The organism is Terrimonas sp. (assembly GCF_003075435.1).
Lineage (GTDB): Bacteria > Bacteroidota > Bacteroidia > Chitinophagales > Chitinophagaceae > Agriterribacter.
The window spans coordinates 251,559-269,775 of the sequence record NZ_QCZJ01000005.1 but is presented as its reverse complement, the minus strand read 5'-3'; the positions used below and the strand labels follow the sequence as shown (position 1 = coordinate 269,775).

Here is an 18,217-nt window from a genome sequence, read left to right as displayed (position 1 = left end):
TTCATAATGACCAATCCCTTTTAAAATATCATCTACAATACAATAAATACCTATAATTTTATCAGCTGTGAGCATTGATAATTGAGTTTTGTGTGTGGTAACTCAAAATTATCTTTTATTGATGCTCTTTTTCTCCTCATTTAACTAGCAACTTGGGTTAGTTAGTAATATTGATCGTATCTTTTAGCCTGATATCCTCAGCCGATGCCCCGATCATAATTTCAAACTCACCGGGCTCAACAGTGTAATGCATCTGCTTATCCCAAAGTGCAAGCTCATTGCATGGAATTCTAAAACTAAGGACAGTAGTTTTCGAGGGACGGATCTCTATCTTTTTGAATCCCTTCAGTACTTTAACCGGAGTGGTAACAGAGCTTATTTTATCATTTATATATACCTGGACAACCTCCTTACCGGTAATGGAACCAACATTTTTCACTTTAACAGTTAACTCAATAGTATCTGTTTCTTTTAATTTCTTTTGTTTGATGTTCAGGTCGGAATATTCAAATGCAGTATAACTTAAGCCATAACCGAAAGGGAATAAAGGATCAGTAGGTGAAAATACATAATCTCTTCCCGGATTGCCCGGACTGCCGGGCTTGTGGTAAATTCCTCTCCCGGAAGGCTTGTAATTATAGAATACGGGCACATGACCTGCGCTCTGCGGAACCGACATCGTAAGTTTTCCTGAAGGGACCACTTCCCCGAATAATATGCGGGCAACGGCATTGCCCCCTTCTTCTCCCGGATACCAGGCGTCAAGAATAGCCGGGATATGTTCTTTTTCCCAGGGAATACTATATGGGCGTCCATGAACCATAACCAGTATAATGGGTTTGCCTGTTTTGCTGACGGCCCGGATCAGTTCAGGCTGAATTCCCGGAGGCGTTAATTCAGACCTGTCATATCCCTCTCCACCGGTTGGATACCCGCCCTGGTCGGCCAACTCACCCCATCCCACACCCGACAAAGACATGCTGGACCCGCCGATCACCAATACAACCACATCACTGTTGTACGCAGCATCAACCGCTTCTTTAAAGCCGCTGCTGTCTACACTCGTGATACCGCAACCCCTGGCATAATTAACCCTGATCTTATCTTTCGTGATATTTTTTATGCCTTCGAGAATAGTAACGCCGGTTGAATTATCTTTCGAAATACTATAGTCGCCATATTCAACCTGGTTCGCATTCGGGCCGATAACAGCAATTGAGTTTAATCCGGAAAACTTAAGCGGCAATAAATTATCCTGGTTCTTCAGCAATACAACAGATTCCTCGGCAATTTCACGGGCAAGTTTAACCGATGCCTTCGTATGAACAAGGTCAGAGATCTTTTTGGGAGCAAAATATGGCTTATCAAATAATCCTGCCCGGAATTTAACGGTAAGGATCCTTTTTACAGACTCATCTACCAGTTCAGCTATTTCTTTATCATTTTTCGCCAACCCTATCAACTCTGAATAAGCATAATCAGAGCCTTCCTGGTCAACCCCGGCTTTGAGAGCGAGTACCGCTGTTTCTTTTTTGCTGGCAGTGATCTTATGGAATGTTTGTAACATGCCCACAGCGCCATAATCAGCAAACACATAACCATTAAAACCATATTCCTTTCGCAATACATCTTTAAGCAAATATTCGTTGGCATGAACAGGAATACCGTTTACTTCATTGTAGGCTGGCATTATCGAATATACATTTGCCTCCCTGACAGCCTTTTCAAAGGGATACAAATGAAGCGACCGCAGATCTCTTGGACCGACTTCAACAGGCGCGATGTTTATTCCCGCAGTAGGGACACTATATGCTACATAATGTTTTGCAGTGCTGATCAGATGTCCTTCAGGAATATATTCCCTGGTTATTTTCGGGTCTCCCTGCAATCCTGTTACAAAGGCTTTTCCCATTTCAGCAACAAGATACGGGTCTTCCCCAAAGCATTCTTCCACTCTGCCGTACCGGGGATCCCTTGCTATGTCGAACAGTGGAGCAAAGAGCTGATCACATCCCGTCAGGCCTGCTTCATAAGCGATAACCTCCGCCATTTTTTTGATAAGGTCCGGATTCCATGTGCTTCCCTGCCCGATGGATTGGGGAAAATTGGTTGCACCATACGCCAATTGCCCGTGGATCCCGCCCAGGTCTACCTGAATTGCAGGAATCCCTAACCGGGTATTTTTCCTGAGATACTGATCGGCAGCTTCTGAAAAGCGGGCAATACGATCAATATCAGCAATCACAGGATCAAGGCAACCAATACTCTCACCCTGGAATAATTTTTCTAACGATTCCCTGGTAACATTTCCTTTTTCGTCCTGTTTAAGCTCAGCGAGGTCAAGCTTCAACATCTGCCCGACCTTTTCCTCAATGGTCATCCGGCTTAGTAAGTCATTCACTCTGTCCTCAACCTTCAAAGCCGGGTTTTTATAAGGCAATAGCTGTGCATGCAAGGCATTTATAAAAAAAACAACTGACAGGAAAAATAATACAACTGAATGGAGTACTCTATTGCTCATTGACTTCTTTATTAAGATATATGCTCTTTTAGCTGACTTTGCGCCCTTTGCCTGCCCGACTAGTCATTCAGGCGGGCGTAATTCCTTAGCGTGCTTTGCGGTAAAAAATAACCGCAAAGAAAATATAAAGGCTGCCTGTCGGTAGTCAGGTTTTTCGCCTGCCTGAACAAATCATTCGGGCAGGCAAAGACCATTAAGAAATCCAATGGGCATCCCCCATGTTTTGCAGGCGCGCCTGTTGGCGCTAATTTGAAATACGCTCAAAACTATTGCCAGCCCGGATTTTGAGTTAAATTCGGATTTAAATTCAACTCTTCCGCCGGTATTGAACTTAAATAATCCCTGTTTTCTTTGAATTGATAGCCATCAGGTAAAAAGTTCTGAAAATAATCAATTAACCCGTTACCATCCAACAGGGGATGATAAGAGGGGAATTCACTTTGATCGAACGGATAACCTTTAGGCCGTTTTCCCTTAAGCAATTTATGAGCTGCCCACCGTTTATAATCATCCTCCCTAAAGCCTTCGATCGCCAGCTCAACTCTGCGTTCCCTTCTTATTTCATATAGCTCATTAGTAATTGGATATCCATAGTCCACTACATTTGGATCGGAGCTTTGCGGATGGACAACAAAATCAGGCATGCCGGCTCTGGCCCGAAGTTGGTTCAATGCATTATAGGCGACATCCCCCTTCAATTCAACAAGCGCTTCCGCATAATTTAACAGGACTTCCCCATACCGGAAAAGAATATACCCGGTTTCACTATTCCCCCCACCGTTAGCCCCGGCGCCTGTGGAATTTGGATTCGAACATTTTTTTAATTGAAAGCCGGTCGGGTTAAGCATTGAGCTCACCTTGTCTACCCCCGGTTTTTCAAAAACCTGCCCTGTTCTTGCTGATAAAACATCTCCGGGCACCCACACCGTAGCATGAAACCGGGGATCAACATCCTGGGATATTTTAGTTAAAAATGCGTTCCCTTTGGTTGTCGAGGCAAGTGTAGGATAATCGTAGGGTTCCCCATTTTTGCCGAGATAGCTTGAGACCAGAGACCATGTAATCCCTATTTCAAAGGGGGCGAAAGTTGTTGAATACTGAACATCATTAGATAAGCCATCCTTGATGTTGTATGCCCTGTAAAGTAAAATTTCATTGGCAGAAGACATGTTGTCCAACCCGAACAATTTATAATAATCATTATAGATCCCGACCTGGTAATTCCCATTCATTAATTCTTCGGCGGCATCAGTGCAGGCTTTAAAGTACTTATTCGGATCTGCGCCCGCTGTTCCAAAAACAGAGCCTGCATGATATTTCTGCCAGCTTCCTTCATAAAGAGCAACTCTCGTTTTAAAAGCCAGCGCAGCTTCTTTGTTGATACGGTTATTACCATATTTTGACCGGGGGCTAAGCACCTCAATAGCATGGTTCAGATCAGCCAGTATCGAGTCAACAACCAGCGTTCTGGGATCCCTGGGACGCGACAGTTCCTCCTCGGAAGTGGGCAGTAATTCTGATGAAACCCAGGGCACATCCCCGTACTTTTTGACCAGTTGAAAGTAATACCATGCACGGAAAAAGTAAGCCTCACCCAGAAAGTGCTTATATACATCGAATTTATCTTTGCACTTCTGGTAATTACCAAAAAAAATATTAATACCCCGTATATTCGACCACTCGTTTGTCCATCGCCCGGCGGTAGTTCCCCTTTCACCATTTAAGATAGCATTAGGCGTTCCTTCCATCGCATTATCTGCATTCCTGATCTCATAGCCAATTCCAAATTGCCAAAGGCTGTGGGAAGGAAATGTAGGATAAAACTGAATAACATAGTTCTCAAGATCCTTGGCAGTCTGCCAATAACTATCGGTGCCAATCTGATCTAAAGGAGGACGGTCGAGGAATTTCTTGCATGAACAGAACAGGAACAGGAGTATGATTAGTTTTATTTGTTTCATTACCGTAATTTTTAGAAAACAATAAGTATTTATAATACAATGTTTATTCCCATCGAAACCATTTTATCAGCGCGATAAGTTGCACTCAACAGCCAGTCAGGTCCCAATGCAGTAGGATCCATATTCTTGATTAAACTTGTCATTGTCCATAAGTTTTCGCCCGATATATATATTCTTACTTTTTGTAAGTGAAGCGTCTTTAATAAATTCCGGGACAGGTTATACCCCAACTGTACGTTCTGTAACCTGGCATAAGATAAATCCAATAAATATCTGGTAGAGGGCTGCTCGTTCTTAAAATTCTGATCGGCTTGTATATACATCTTGGGCCAGAAAGCATTGAGGTTAATATTTGCATCGCCCTCGTACAACCCGGTATACTTGTCTCCGGGCTGGTCTCGGAAATAATCCAGATGGTCAGTTGTGAGTCCAGTATGCAACCAGGTTTTTATGCCCCAGTAAGCGTAATTAGAAACGCTGGCATTCTCTGTTACAAAAAAATCTCTTTTCGCCGTGCCTTTGATCAGGAAGGAAAAGTCAAAGCCTTTATATTCAAACCCGGCGTTTAGCCCCCATTGATACCTGGGAGTATTATTCCCAATGACCGAAAGGTCGCCCGGATCATTTATGGAATTGGTGCCGCTGTTTACTTTACCGTCGCCGTTCGTATCCAGGTATTTCAAATCGCCCGGGTTCCATTTATTATAAATGTAGGATAAGTTCACCCGGCTTAAATAAGCGTCTACTTCATCCTGGGATTTAAATAATTCATTTGCTGTGTAACCCCATATTTCCCCTACTTTTTTCCCAGGATACCAATCTGTAATAACACCGGTAGGGTTCAGATAATCCAGCACGACCGACTGGGCATCGGACAGATTAAAGGAAGCAAAATAGGATAAGCCTGAATTTTTAACCTCGTGGTTCCACCTTATGGTTCCTTCCCAACCTCTTGTTCTTAATGTTGCGTTATTAGAATTAGGAACTGATGCCCCCAATATTCCCGGGAGCGGGTTCGAAGGACCGATCATATTTTTTGTAACACGTTCAAACAGGTCAAAATCAAGTTGCAGTTTATTGTTCAGGAATCCCATATTCAACCCGATATTTTTTGTGGTTGCAGTTTCCCAGGTCAGGTCAGGGCTTACCAGACTGGGAGCAGACGTATACCCCAGCGGCCGGGTCGTTCCGTAGTTAAACAGCCAGTTCAGTTGCCCGGAATGTAACGGGATGAGCGCCAGATCCTGGTAAGAGGCTACCTGCTGGTTTCCCAACTGGCCCCATGATCCTCTCAGCTTGAAAACATTCACATAATCCCCGATGGCTTTCCAGAATTTTTCCCTGTTCAGGTTCCAGCCCACTGAGAAAGACGGGAAGAATCCCCAACGGTTACCCTGCTTAAACCTGGAAGTACCATCGTACCTGGCATTAGCTTCAAAAAGATATTTTTCATCAAAATTATAAGTTGCCCTTCCGAAATAACCCTGGGTTGACCAGTGCTCCAGGTCTTCCCCGGCAATTAAGCTTCCATTTGCTGTCTCCAAAGAAGGTACCGTTGGAACAATCAAATTGGTCTTGGAAGCTGTAAGCTCGTTGCTTTGATTTAACTCAAGCTGTGTTCCGGCCATAAGGAACATGTTGTGCCTGCCCAGGCTGAGATCATAGGATGAGTAAATATTTGTTGTCCAATAAGCGATGTTACTGCGAACCTGTTCAATACTGCTTGGAATAGAACCGGCAAAAGGAGTCAAGCTGCCATCTACCTGTTTAGTATAAATAGTCAGCTTCCGGTTAGATTCTTCGATATTGGTAGACTGGTAAGCAAATTCGCCATAGATCTTCCATCCTTTAAGAGGCCGCAACTCTGTTGACAGAACATGCCAATTTTCTGTTGTTGTATGATCGCTTGTGCCCCCTTCCTCTACAAATGGGATTTTTGACTGTATATTATAATCGCCGAAACCATTGTACTTAGCCTGAGTGGGTACACTTCTCATAACTTGCCAGAACATATAACCGTAATTCATTACTCCGGGCATGCTGGGAAATTCCCTGGTGCTTTTCATAAAACGGGTTTCGTAACGCAGATCCCACCAGTCTGTAACAGCAGCTTTCACTTTGGCTGTCAGATTATACCTTTTATAATTGTCAGTTCCATAGTTGATAACCCCATTCTGGTCGGTAAACCCTGATGAGAAATAATAAGTGATTTTATTCGACCCGCCTTTTACGGAAAGGTTATGTTGCTGGTTCAAACTATTGCCATAAAATTCATCGTACCAATCATAGTTCGCATGTGAGTCCTGGTTGGTACCCCATGTACCATTTGCCAAAGGCATAGATTCGTAGTAAGTTGCGCCGGCAGGATAAAACTGCTTTAAGTAGTCCCAGTCCTTATCCTGGTAGGCAATGATCCTGTCTATTGCTGCATCTGAATAAGTACGCCCGCCTCCATTGACACCGAATTCATTGATGACCCGGGCAAATGTATAGGAGTCAAGCATTTTGGGCAGCCTCGCCGGACTGTTTACTGAAACATTACCTGAATAAGTAACAGATAATTTTTCATTTTTTTTACCGCTCTTAGTAGTGATCAGGATCACTCCAAACGGCGCCCTGGCGCCATAAATAGCCGATGCCGCTGCATCTTTGAGCACAGAGATAGACTCAATATCACTCGGGTTCAGGCGATCCATTTCTCCCGGAAATCCATCAATGACAACATAGGGGCTGCCGCCGTTTACTGAGCCCACTCCACGAATATTGATTTTCATTGAGGCCCCCGGCTCAAATCCATTATCTCCTAATGAAAAATCCAGCCCCGGTGATTGTCCCTGTAAAATTTGCGATACTGTCGTAGATTGCCTGTTCTCTATCTTCTTATTTGAAATTACATCTACTGCTCCGGTAAGGTTTACTTTTTTCTGGGTTCCATACCCAACCACCAGCACTTCGTCTAAAGAAGCACTTGCAGTTACCAAAGAAATATCAATCGTTTCCCGATTGTTCACGGGTACTTCTAGAGTTTCGTATCCGACATGACTAATAACAAGAGTTCCATTTTTAGGTACTTTTATAAAATAGTGTCCGTTTTTATCGGTAGATACCCCGACAGTAGCTCCTTTTATTTTCACAGAAACTCCTGATAAAAGCTCACCCGATTTGCCAGCTGTTATCATTCCACTGACATTAATATCCTGCGCATGAACAACAACTTTCAAGCAAATGAAAAATATCAATAAGATAATCCGGCAAACAAAAGATTGTCGATTGAAAAGAATAACAGACGTTTTGAGGTACTCATCTTTTCTCATAATTCTGAAGTTTTGATTAATAGATTGAATTTCAACTCCTGTAGTTTTTGGTTTCAGAGGTTTATATTTATTCGTAAATGTACTTTCATATAAAAAATCAAAAAACGACTGTAAATTCAAGTAATGACACTCAGTTTGCATAAAATTCCTTTTGAGTATACACACAATGGAGATATAATCCTCTCCATTTTTCAAGAAGGACATCTTAATAATTTGTGACAGATTGACGATTACCTTTAATGAAGAATACAACCACCACAACATCCACCATAACATCGGGAATAATGTATTAATAGAAATTAGCCCTTAATTAGATTGAGGTATTGGTCCCTTTAAAAATCCTATAGATGTAAGAAATTCATCCGCTTTAATCAAAGTTATTTTATAATACTTGATATTCTTAAAATTGAAAAATCCGTGTTTTTGCCCCTCATACAAATGCAAATCGCAGCGGCTGCCAATTTTTTCCATTACTTTTTTATAGTATCGCACAGTCTCCACAGGTATCGCCTCATCTTCGGTTCCCAAAAAAATTATAGTTGGTGGAACCTCCCCTTTTCGTAAATTATGTAAAGGTGAAAAGTAAAGGTATTCATCGCCTATCCTCTCATATCCATATCCACCTGGCCCATTATCAATAACGGGATTAAAAAGAACTAATGCATTAGGTCTGGCTGAAACGCCTAAGTCATCGTTTCTATCATTATACTTTTTACAAGTCGCGGCTGCTGCAGCCAGTTGACCACCCGCTGACCCTCCGGAAGCAACTATCCTATCAGGATCGATGTGAAATTTTTCTGCATTTGAACGCAGAAACCTGATGGCAGACTTTGCATCTTCCAACGATTCAAAAGGTGTGGATTTGTTTCTTGAAAAAACACGATAGTCTACTAAAACGCTTATCATGCCCCTATCCGAAAAATATTCTGCATGTGGTCTAAACTGAGCTATGTTTCCCTGTACCCAACCTCCGCCAAAAAAGAATACGATTGCCGGGTATTTTTTAGAGGACTTTCCATGTTTCGGAGAATAAATTTCCATACATAAGGAAAGTGTATCAATTTTTTTATACACAAATCTTTCCTGAGCAGATCCATTTTGAGAATGAAGAATAATATAACCAACAATGGCTAGTACTAATTCACAAGTTTTCTTTTGTCCACTCATAATGCAAATACTGGAGTTAATAGAAAAACATTACACTTTCTAATTGTCAAGCCATAGTCTATTCAGCAACCTGGCAGCACTTTCAACAATTTTATATCCTGCATATGGCTCTAATCTACACCAGGAGATAGGGGCACCGGAATAGCCGCCTCCAAGTATACCATAAATTGTTGGACAATACCCGCCATGCCCGTCTGTAAGCCCGACAACAATGGTGGTTGAAGCCGGGCTGCGACGTTTGATATCAAGCCCAAACTGACAGTATAGTTCGCACGGTTCAGTCACTATTGCCAGTTCGCCTATGCGAACAGCATGTATCGGCAATATCTCAAAGGGGCTATTGGTATAAAGTTCCTGCAAACGGATAGCTCCGTATGCCAGAATCGTTTCCATTACACCAACATTTTCTCCTTTATCAACGCGTGCCAGTACACTACGACCTTCTATTAACTGTTCGGTGGATGGCGAACGAAGGGCGACTTTTAAATCATGATAGTCATGCTTTAGCACCGGGTTATCATCATAGGTTACATTTTTGTATAACTCCATGGTTTTGCCAACCACTAGTTCGCTGACTCTTTTTAATTTATCTTCTACTGTTTCCGGCCGGTTGCCAAGCATATTTTCAATGGAAATATCGCCCTGGGCCCCATTCAGGAAAAGTACCGTGAGGTTGCTGCTAATCCTGTTGCGGATCATCTTTCTTACCTCTCCCGGAAAATCTGCGGAATATATGCCTGCGCCGTAAAAAATGGTGGGATGCGTTGTGTTATTGTATAAAACAGCTAATAGTTTGCCTTTTATGTCTGAAGCAAACATGGCTAAATGCTGTGGATCAACCGGGCCTTCCAACCCGGCAAAGTCTTTTCTTTTAGTATCACCGTGCATAGTATGCGTACCGTCTGCCCAGGTCACCCGGCGGTTAAACCCGATCTGCGCTTCTCCCTTCGCCCATCCGATCTTTCCCGGACGTGCAGTTTTCACGGCTTCTGAAGCCAGATCTACCATCCATTTCTGAAGGCGTTCCATATATGCTGTATCCACCGGCATTATATAATTTGTTCTCAGCAGAGATGGGCCCGCATGCGTATGAGTGCAGGATATTAATATATTACGCGGAGCAATGCCGGCAGCAACTCCCATAGCTTCTCTCAGCCGGGCAACATAAGAAGATTCAAGCCCCACCAGGTCGCAGCTGACCATTAATAACTGGAATGTTCCTTTCGAGAAATACATAGCGTTTGCCTCAAGATTATCCCGTATTTGTGTAGCCTTACGGAGAGTACCTGCCCCCTGCACATAATTTCCTACTTCATTATTGATTATCCTGGTCGCAACGCCTATCTTAAATACTTCTGATTGTGCGATACCCAAATGTGAAAACAATAAAAAAAAGAAAATCAACAATGCAGTACAATACTTGTTCATATCATGTGGTTTATTGAGTACAGTAATTTCAGCTTTTAAAAATCCAATTTTATTCATGGAATAGTGATGCTATTGCGTGCTTTCAAATGCATGGTCAGTTTTTCATGAAGTTCTTCCACCAGTTTTTGGTTTTCGGGTTTATCCGCCACATTTATGTTCTCGTCAGGGTCTGTACGATGGTCGTAAAGCATGCGGGCATAAGGTTGCCCTGAATTACTATTAATCCATTCGGTATAAGCATGTGTTTTTGTCAAAATAGTTTCCCCGGTGCCGGCTCTGTAAAAAATGTATTCTTTCCCGGCAGCAGATGGGTTATCAAGAAGAGGTACCATACTTTTTCCCTGCAAATGAACCGGCAGGCTTAATCCGGCCAGTTCACAAAGCGTTGGATAAATATCTACGAACTCAACTAATGCAGAAGTATGAGCATCTCCATTTTTCCAGGGTACTTTTACAATTAAAGGCGCATGGGGTCCTTTTTCCATATTGCTTTGTTTTGTCCAAAATCCATGCTCTCCAAGAAACCACCCATGATCCCCCAAAAGCACCACTATCGTGTTTTCTGAAAGCCCAAGCTCTTCCAATGCATTTAACACTCTGCCAACCTGTGCGTCAACATAACTTACACAAGCATAATAGCCATGAATGAGATTAATTGCGGTGCTATCGGGCAAGGGGCCGGAAGCAGGAATACCATAAAAAAATCTTAACTCCGCCCAATTAAGCCTCGCCATATCCGGAGCGTCTTTTGAGAAAAAATAGTTTGCGGGCAACTTAATATCTTTTTTTTGATACAGGTCCCAATACTTTTTGGGAGCGTTAAATGGAAGATGGGGCTTTTTAAATCCTACTGCAAGAAAAAAAGGTTCACCGTTATTGCTGAAGTTTTGTAACTCTTCAACAGCACGGCTTGCAATTCTGCCATCCTCATAGCTGATATCAGGAATATCAGGATCTTCGTAAGCAGGTCCTCTTTGAGGCAGGTTATTATTATCGCGAACATATTTGTCTTTATATCTTTCTTTGTTCCTTTCTTCAAAAACCCGGATGCTTTCTTTTGATTGATAATCCCAGTTAGCAGCGGGCGGGCGCCAGCTTTTCACCCAGCTTCCTTTCCCGTCGTCAAAATTATTATACACTTTGCCTAAAGAGATGGTTTGGTAATTGTTGTTTTTAAAATGCATCGGCAGGCTTACAATTCCCGGGGCATCTATATCCTGGGAAGCATTCCATACAGCGAATCTTTTAGTACCCGGATATATGCCGCTCAATAGGGATGCCCTGGATGGCCCGCAAACCGGGTAATTTGCAAAAGCATTATTGAAAACGATTCCGGACATAGCCAGGCGGTCAATATTGGGAGATTTTATCTGCGCCTTGCCATAGCAGCCAAGTTCCGGTCTGAGGTCATCTACCACTATAAAAAGAATATTCGGTTTGTTTGGTTTTAAAGGCTTTTCCTGTGCATAGACAAAAGATGTAAACATGAATACACCTGTCAGCAAAAACAACTTACTTATATTCATATGCATGCTATTATTTCTGTTAACCCTGCTGCACCAGATATTGATTTGAAAATATATCTCTATATCAACAGCTTTGGATAAAGTTATTCTAATCGCCAAACTTATAAAACTTCTGCGTTGCCAGTTTACAACACTATGTTTGCATATTTTACAGGTTTGTTGTTCGGGTGATTATGTGAGTAAAGCTTCGAGGCTATCCTTTACAGGCACATTATCATGCACTATGCCCATCAGCACTCGTGTAATGAGGGCCGGATTCGCATGTTGAATTATATTACGCCCATAAACAATTCCGCTTACCCCTTGCTCCATTAGCGTTGATGTCCGGATAATAATTTCTTCATCACTGGCTTTGCTTCCTCCCCTGACCAGGACAGGTGTTGCACCGGCAATTTCAATCACACGATGATAGTCATGAATATCACTGGTTGGGTCAGCTTTGATAATATCTGCTCCCAACTCAACTGCCTGCCTTACCAGGGGCAATATTTTTTTTATATCACCATCTACCATATAACCTCCTTTTTCAATATTGGGTCTAAATACGAGCGGCTCTATCATCAGAGGTATACTATATAGATCCGATTCCACTTTTAATTTCAAAATATTGTCAATACATTGGGCTGTTACTTCAGGAGCGCCGGGAATGCTAAACAAATTAACACATAAGCAGGCGGCATCGGCACGTACGGCCTGCAGCACCGGGCGGCTGATCATCTTGCTGAATGCGTGCACCGGCAGAGCGGCTCCATATACATTTGCAACATCGGTACGCAACACAAGGGAGGGTTTCTGTTTGCCGGGTATTGACTGCAAATATTTTAATTGCCCCGGTGTTAATTGAACAGCGTCCGGTCCTGCTTCCACAATGATTTCAACCGCGGATCTGATATTTTCTATTCCCTGCAAAAAATTCGCCTCGTTGAAAAAACCATGATCTATGGCAACATCAAAACATTTATTCGATACAGGATTAAAAAGCCTGTTAAGTCTGTATTGTTTCATTGAAATAAGTTATGCGCTATATCCAAATTCATGTTCAACTTCTGTAATTGCTTCCTCAATAATATCCATCCCCATTTTAGCATATTTCTCATCCATGATCAGCGGCGGAGACATACGGAGGATATGCCCGGCAGGAATCCATGCCAATCCTTTTCGGAAAGCTTTTTGATATACCAAATTACCAGCTTCGGGAAAGGGTTCTTTTGTGACCTTATCCTTTACCAATTCTATGCCCAACAAAAACCCTTTCCCTTTAACATCTCCGATAATGGGATGCTCTTCTTTCATCTTTTTCATCCGCGTCATAAAAAAATCGCCAACGGAACGAACATTTTCGAGGATATTTTCATTTTCAATTACCTCTATGGACGCCAGCGCCGCGGCGCAGGCCATCGGGTTGCCTCCATAGCTTGATGATGCTGAAATTTTTTCAAGCGATCCACCATTTTCTTCACTCACTACCATAGCTGTTACTGGAAACCCATTACCAAACGACTTGCCAAAGGTTACAATATCAGGGATCACTCCCCAGTGATTCAGGGTAAGCCATTCTCCCGTACGCCCCATACCGGCCAATACTTCATCGTCATACAGTAGAATACGATGCTTCTCACATAAGGATTTTAATTTCGGGAAGAAATCATCAGGGGGAAATATACTTCCCGCCCACCCCTGAGCAGGCTCTAAAACAAATGCAGCTACATTCCCTACGGTTGCCTCAACTAAAAATTGTTCATAAAAACGTATATATGCATCTGTATCAATGGTTCCGTCGGCCTTGCTCCAGAGCGGGCGATAAGGATCAGGACGTGGAACCATATAGAAGCCCGCAGACCGGGTAGGTCCATAGCTGAACGTTTCCCCCCGATACATTTGCGCGCAACTCACAGCACCTAATGTTTTTCCATGGAAATCGCGGTAAGCTGAAATGAATTCATGTTTTCCGCTGATAGCCCTTGCAGCGCGGATCGCTGCTTCTACAGCGGTAGTTCCATCGGAATATAACTGAATGGCATTTAATTTTCCCGGTAAGATGACTGCCATCTTTTCCATCAGTTTTTCTTTAACGGGAGTAGAAAAATCATGCACATTCATCAGCTTTTTTGCCCAATAACAAATAGCCTCCGAAACTTTAGGATGACAGTGACCCAGGGAAGCAACATAAATTCCTGATGAGAAATCAAGGTATTTATTTCCATCAACATCTGTTAAGGTAATACCAAAGCCTTCCCGGAAACATACAGGAAAAAGCTTTACCTGGGAACTGAGCCCCTTCATATACCTTGCAGTATTAGCATGCATAACCCTTGATTTTGGGCCAGGTGTTTCCGTTATTAGACGAGGTATGCCTGCAGCGTTTTCTTTCCACCAATCTGGAGACATGTTTAAGCTATCCATACATATTGTTTAGTGATTTCTCAATTTTTTTTCAGTATTTCTTTTTCAGGTAAGTTATCGTCTCTTGAAAGTTTTAAATTGACTACTTCCGCATTCTCAAGCTCTAAAGATTTATACATCTGCTCCCAGTTATCCAGTTCGTTGTAAATATCAGAGCAGTATAGATTGTTCCTGCCGGCCATAGTCGCAAATTTCAGGGAACGCTCAGGGTTTTCTCCATCAAGAATGGCCGATAAAAAGGCTGCTGAAGCAGTATCGCCTGCACCAGAGGCATTTTTTACTTTGGTTTGATCAATGGGATAGGCATCACACCAGAGCTCCTGGTAGCTCCACTGTTCTTCCTGTAAATTCAAGCCTGACCTTTTATTTAAAAGTGATACATCTCCCGTTGCCAGATATGCCCCGCGATGGCCTGCTTTTATGAATACAATTTTGGCTCCGGCATCAATTATACGCTTTCCTGCCTCTCGTATAGTCGTGATAGTAACCATCTCAATAATATCAGCATTACCGGCATTTACATTTATTTCTGCATATTCTTCGGGCATCATTATCTGAAGCGCTTCTTCAAGGCTTGGAACAAAAATGTCTGTATACGGGAGTATTTTTTTTATCGTTTCCGGCCAGTTTATTTTACCAGATTCGCTTTCAGGGTCTACCAGGCTAAAGTCGAGTGAGGTAACCACACCCATTCGTTGTACTACGGAAAATAATTCAAGCAACTGGGACCCTTCTTTCGCATAAAACTGCTCTAACAGCGGCGGATACCCGAAATGAAACAGCCTGCATTTTGCAACAGCATCAAAATCAATATGCTTTATTCCGAATAAATGACTGCAGCCGGGCGATTCCAGGAAAATACGATCCACACCCGGAAGCGCTATAACAAGCCCCAGGGCTGTGCCTTCTCCCTCAATTGTTCTTACGCCTGTAAGAAGGTCGCTTTGATCTAAAAACGTCAGGGCAATTTTCCCTGCAAAATCATTCCCGATCAATCCGTTCAAAAAAACGCTTTTCGAGAATTTTTTCATCGCCATCCCAACGTTTGCCACAGCGCCTCCCATTGCATAGGTAAGCCCGGTGATTTCTATTAATTTACCTGGTTTGAGAAGTTCAGAGATATGGGTAAATAACTTATTTTTTTTGAACTCAGGGGTAAGGTCAACGCATATATATCCCGCAATAACAGCATCATATTTCTTCATATCTGCAGTTATATTACTTTAATATTTTTCAGATAACAGAAATCAGCTATTTTTTGAACATGATCTCCATACACAACTATATAATGCTGCCCTGAAATTTTCTGCGCAAACACTTCCACAGGCGTATCAAGAAATATTTCCAGGCTCGGAAGCTGGGGCGCCGGTTGATCCCAGCCCGCTTCTTCCCATGATCTGAACTTTCCTTCACCGGTACATATATGCATGGTATATTGGTCAGCAGTGTTAGAAAGCCGCGCAATGGTGAGTGTACCGGTTTTGACGGCTGAAATATTCAGCAATCCACCGCTTATACCACCAAAAGCTGCTCTTGTAACTTTTACTTTCCCGTCTACAATTTCGGAGGGAACAAAATCAGGTACTCCCATCAGCACACTTTCCTCCAGGAAGTCGTAAAATTCTAAATAAGCCGCGCATTGGCCTGTGAGATGCTTAATGACCAGTTGGGTAACGGCTCCCATCACATCATTCTCGGGAATGGCGCTTAGTTTCATCTCATCGGAAAGAAGCATGAAGATCATTGCGGGGGGATAATTCAGGATTTTTTTCATCCCGTCAACATCTTTCAATGATATTCCATCCAGATGATTACCCTCGGCAATTTTTTTAATGGCGAGATAATAAGCAATCCCCTTTTTTAAGAAGTCGTCTTCAACAGGATTAACAAATTCCCATTCCTGTTTGATCTTTCTCAGTACATTCAATATCTCGTTTTCTTCAACGGCTTCGCTCAGTTGCACCATTTCGAGCATTTCAAAAAATTCCACTTCCACACCCATTATAGCTTTCAGGGAGATTCCCTCATAAAGTGTATTATAAAGCCTCATGTCGCGGAACCCAATCATGCCTACCCTCGTATTTTCAATTGACTTTACTGCAGAGGCGGCAATCCCAAAACTTCTTATTTTTTCCAGCGGTGATGGTTTTCCAATAGTATTATAGAGGTATTTAAACTTATATCCCAAATCCTCAAATACTTTCCTCAGCGCAGTAGTGCCGGCTTGGGCAGCGGCTGTAACAATACGACCATTTTCAATATGTCCTGCAAGCCCCCATAAGATCATCGGCTTAGCTTTGAATTCATTGGTGAGGGCAATAATCGTATGCGACGGGATCCAACCGGCAAGGCAAATAATCAGTACATCAAAATCCTTTCTTATAAATTGGTTTATTGCGCGTTTAACATCTGTTCCTTTTGGATCGTCGGTAATTACTGCGGTAGTTATGATTTCAAATCCAAGAGACCTGACTTCTTCTAACGCAACTGAACACTTCTCCTTAATTAACGGAAGAGGAGAGTTTACTTCCCCAAATCCTGCAAAAGCAGCGTTCACGAGAGCTTTCTTTTTTTCCATTGGTGTAAATAATTTTCAATGTAACGGCACTACAAGGAGGTACGGCTTATTTCAGTCCTCAGCGTAGTCAAAATTTTATTTTAGATTATCTTAAACTATTATTCTTCGGGTCTTATTCACGTTTACATTATTGACGACTGCTACAAAAAGCAAATAGAGGACACATGTAGCCGGCGCCAGGAATGCAATCTGGATGGAAATACTGTCTGCAATCACACCCATTATAGGAGGAATAAAAGCACCTCCAGTTATAGCCGATACCATTAACCCCGACAATTCATTGGCATTATCAGGCATGTATTCTATAGTTAATGAAAATAAAAGAGGAAAAATATTTGCAAACCCCAACCCAATAACAAAAATCCCAAATAACGTTAATGCAAATGAATTGCTGAAGATCAGCATGAAACCCACAAATGAAAATAAAACAGTAAATAACAACAATCGTGCAGGCGCAATCCGTGACATGATCCATGCCCCAAAAAACCTTCCGGACAGGATAGGCAGGTAAAAAAGCGACCAGCCGATCAGTAAACCTATTTTCTCGACAGAAACATTATACTTTTCCTTTAATAAAATGGGTACATAAGCACTCATCGCTATTTCAATTCCACAATAAATAAAGATGCCGATAACCATGATCAATATGTAACCATTCTTAAGTAGCCTGAAGCATGATGTGACCGTTGCATGTTTATCTTTGTCATTTCCTTCCCTGATGCGGAGCATGTTCAACCATATAATGCCGGCTAAAACAATTCCAGCGAAAACCGGGAATAGTATGCTCCAATCCAAGCCGAATGCACGAAGCATGACGACAGGCAGAAGAAAACCTAACGAAGAACCAACCGTAATAAAAGATTGCGCAAACGACAGATTTTTGGAATACCTACCTGGTTCGGAAAAATCCCGCATGATTGGGTTTCCGGAAACCTGGAGAATAGCGCCACCTGCCCCCAACATCAGGATCGCTGCCAGTATTTTATAAAATTGCGCTAAGGAGTTGGGGTCAATTATCATGTTCCCGGACATCCCCGATATAATGGGAATGAAAAGCCCGATAAGTGCAATTGACAACCCCAGATTCATAATGAATTTTTTCCCCTTTTTATCCTGCAATAAACCTGCGGGTATTGAGAGTAGTCCATACATCATATAGCCTAACATCGGCAGCAACGAAGCTATGGTAGTTGATATTTTAAATGATTCTTTGGCCAAGCTGACCATAGGACCTACTGAATCAATGAGACCCATTGTCAAAAAGATCATATAAACCGGCAACGTCCTTAATTTCATATCAGAATAGTTTTGGGATATAT

General features: G+C 42.3%; 11 protein-coding genes. All 11 read right to left on the bottom strand.

Annotated elements, in window-relative coordinates:
* Nucleotides 1-157: 157 nt before the first annotated feature.
* The 11 genes from DC498_RS08315 to DC498_RS08265 all read right to left on the bottom strand — a co-directional run bounded on the left by DC498_RS08315 (nt 158) and on the right by DC498_RS08265 (nt 18,194).
* On the bottom strand, nt 158-2,521 hold the full coding sequence (locus tag DC498_RS08315) for a glycoside hydrolase family 3 N-terminal domain-containing protein (RefSeq protein WP_116873687.1): 2,364 nt from the start codon (nt 2,519-2,521) through the stop codon (nt 158-160).
* A gap of 266 nt (nt 2,522-2,787) precedes the next feature.
* On the bottom strand, nt 2,788-4,482 hold the full coding sequence (locus DC498_RS08310; RefSeq protein WP_116873686.1) for a RagB/SusD family nutrient uptake outer membrane protein: 1,695 nt from the start codon (nt 4,480-4,482) through the stop codon (nt 2,788-2,790).
* Between the two features lie 29 nt (nt 4,483-4,511).
* Nucleotides 4,512-7,661: a SusC/RagA family TonB-linked outer membrane protein gene (locus DC498_RS08305; RefSeq protein WP_165813795.1), complete on the bottom strand. Its 3,150-nt coding sequence runs from the start codon at nt 7,659-7,661 to the stop codon at nt 4,512-4,514.
* 441 nt (nt 7,662-8,102) lie between these two features.
* The gene (locus DC498_RS08300; protein ID WP_206197556.1) at nt 8,103-8,963 is read right to left on the bottom strand and encodes an alpha/beta hydrolase; all 861 of its coding nucleotides are present in this window, start codon (nt 8,961-8,963) and stop codon (nt 8,103-8,105) included.
* Nucleotides 8,964-9,002: 39 nt separating this feature from the next.
* Nucleotides 9,003-10,391, bottom strand: a complete 1,389-nt coding sequence (locus tag DC498_RS08295) for a hypothetical protein (RefSeq protein WP_133176798.1) — start codon at nt 10,389-10,391, stop codon at nt 9,003-9,005.
* Between the two features lie 53 nt (nt 10,392-10,444).
* A complete protein-coding gene (locus DC498_RS08290; RefSeq protein WP_165813794.1) occupies nt 10,445-11,917 on the bottom strand; it encodes a sulfatase in 1,473 nt (490 codons plus the stop codon).
* 171 nt (nt 11,918-12,088) lie between these two features.
* Nucleotides 12,089-12,922 carry a class I fructose-bisphosphate aldolase gene (locus DC498_RS08285; RefSeq protein ID WP_116873682.1) on the bottom strand — a complete coding sequence of 278 codons (834 nt, stop codon included), beginning with the start codon at nt 12,920-12,922 and terminating at the stop codon, nt 12,089-12,091.
* 9 nt (nt 12,923-12,931) lie between these two features.
* Nucleotides 12,932-14,320 (bottom strand): aspartate aminotransferase family protein, encoded by a 1,389-nt coding sequence (locus DC498_RS08280; RefSeq protein WP_116873681.1) that lies wholly within the window; start codon nt 14,318-14,320, stop codon nt 12,932-12,934.
* A 20-nt stretch (nt 14,321-14,340) separates the two neighbouring features.
* The gene (locus tag DC498_RS08275) at nt 14,341-15,525 is read right to left on the bottom strand and encodes a carbohydrate kinase family protein (RefSeq protein ID WP_116873680.1); all 1,185 of its coding nucleotides are present in this window, start codon (nt 15,523-15,525) and stop codon (nt 14,341-14,343) included.
* Between the two features lie 8 nt (nt 15,526-15,533).
* Nucleotides 15,534-16,898 carry a hypothetical protein gene (locus DC498_RS08270; protein ID WP_116873679.1) on the bottom strand — a complete coding sequence of 455 codons (1,365 nt, stop codon included), beginning with the start codon at nt 16,896-16,898 and terminating at the stop codon, nt 15,534-15,536.
* A gap of 90 nt (nt 16,899-16,988) precedes the next feature.
* Nucleotides 16,989-18,194, bottom strand: a complete 1,206-nt coding sequence (locus DC498_RS08265) for an MFS transporter (RefSeq protein WP_116873678.1) — start codon at nt 18,192-18,194, stop codon at nt 16,989-16,991.
* Between the last annotated feature and the right edge of the window lie 23 nt (nt 18,195-18,217).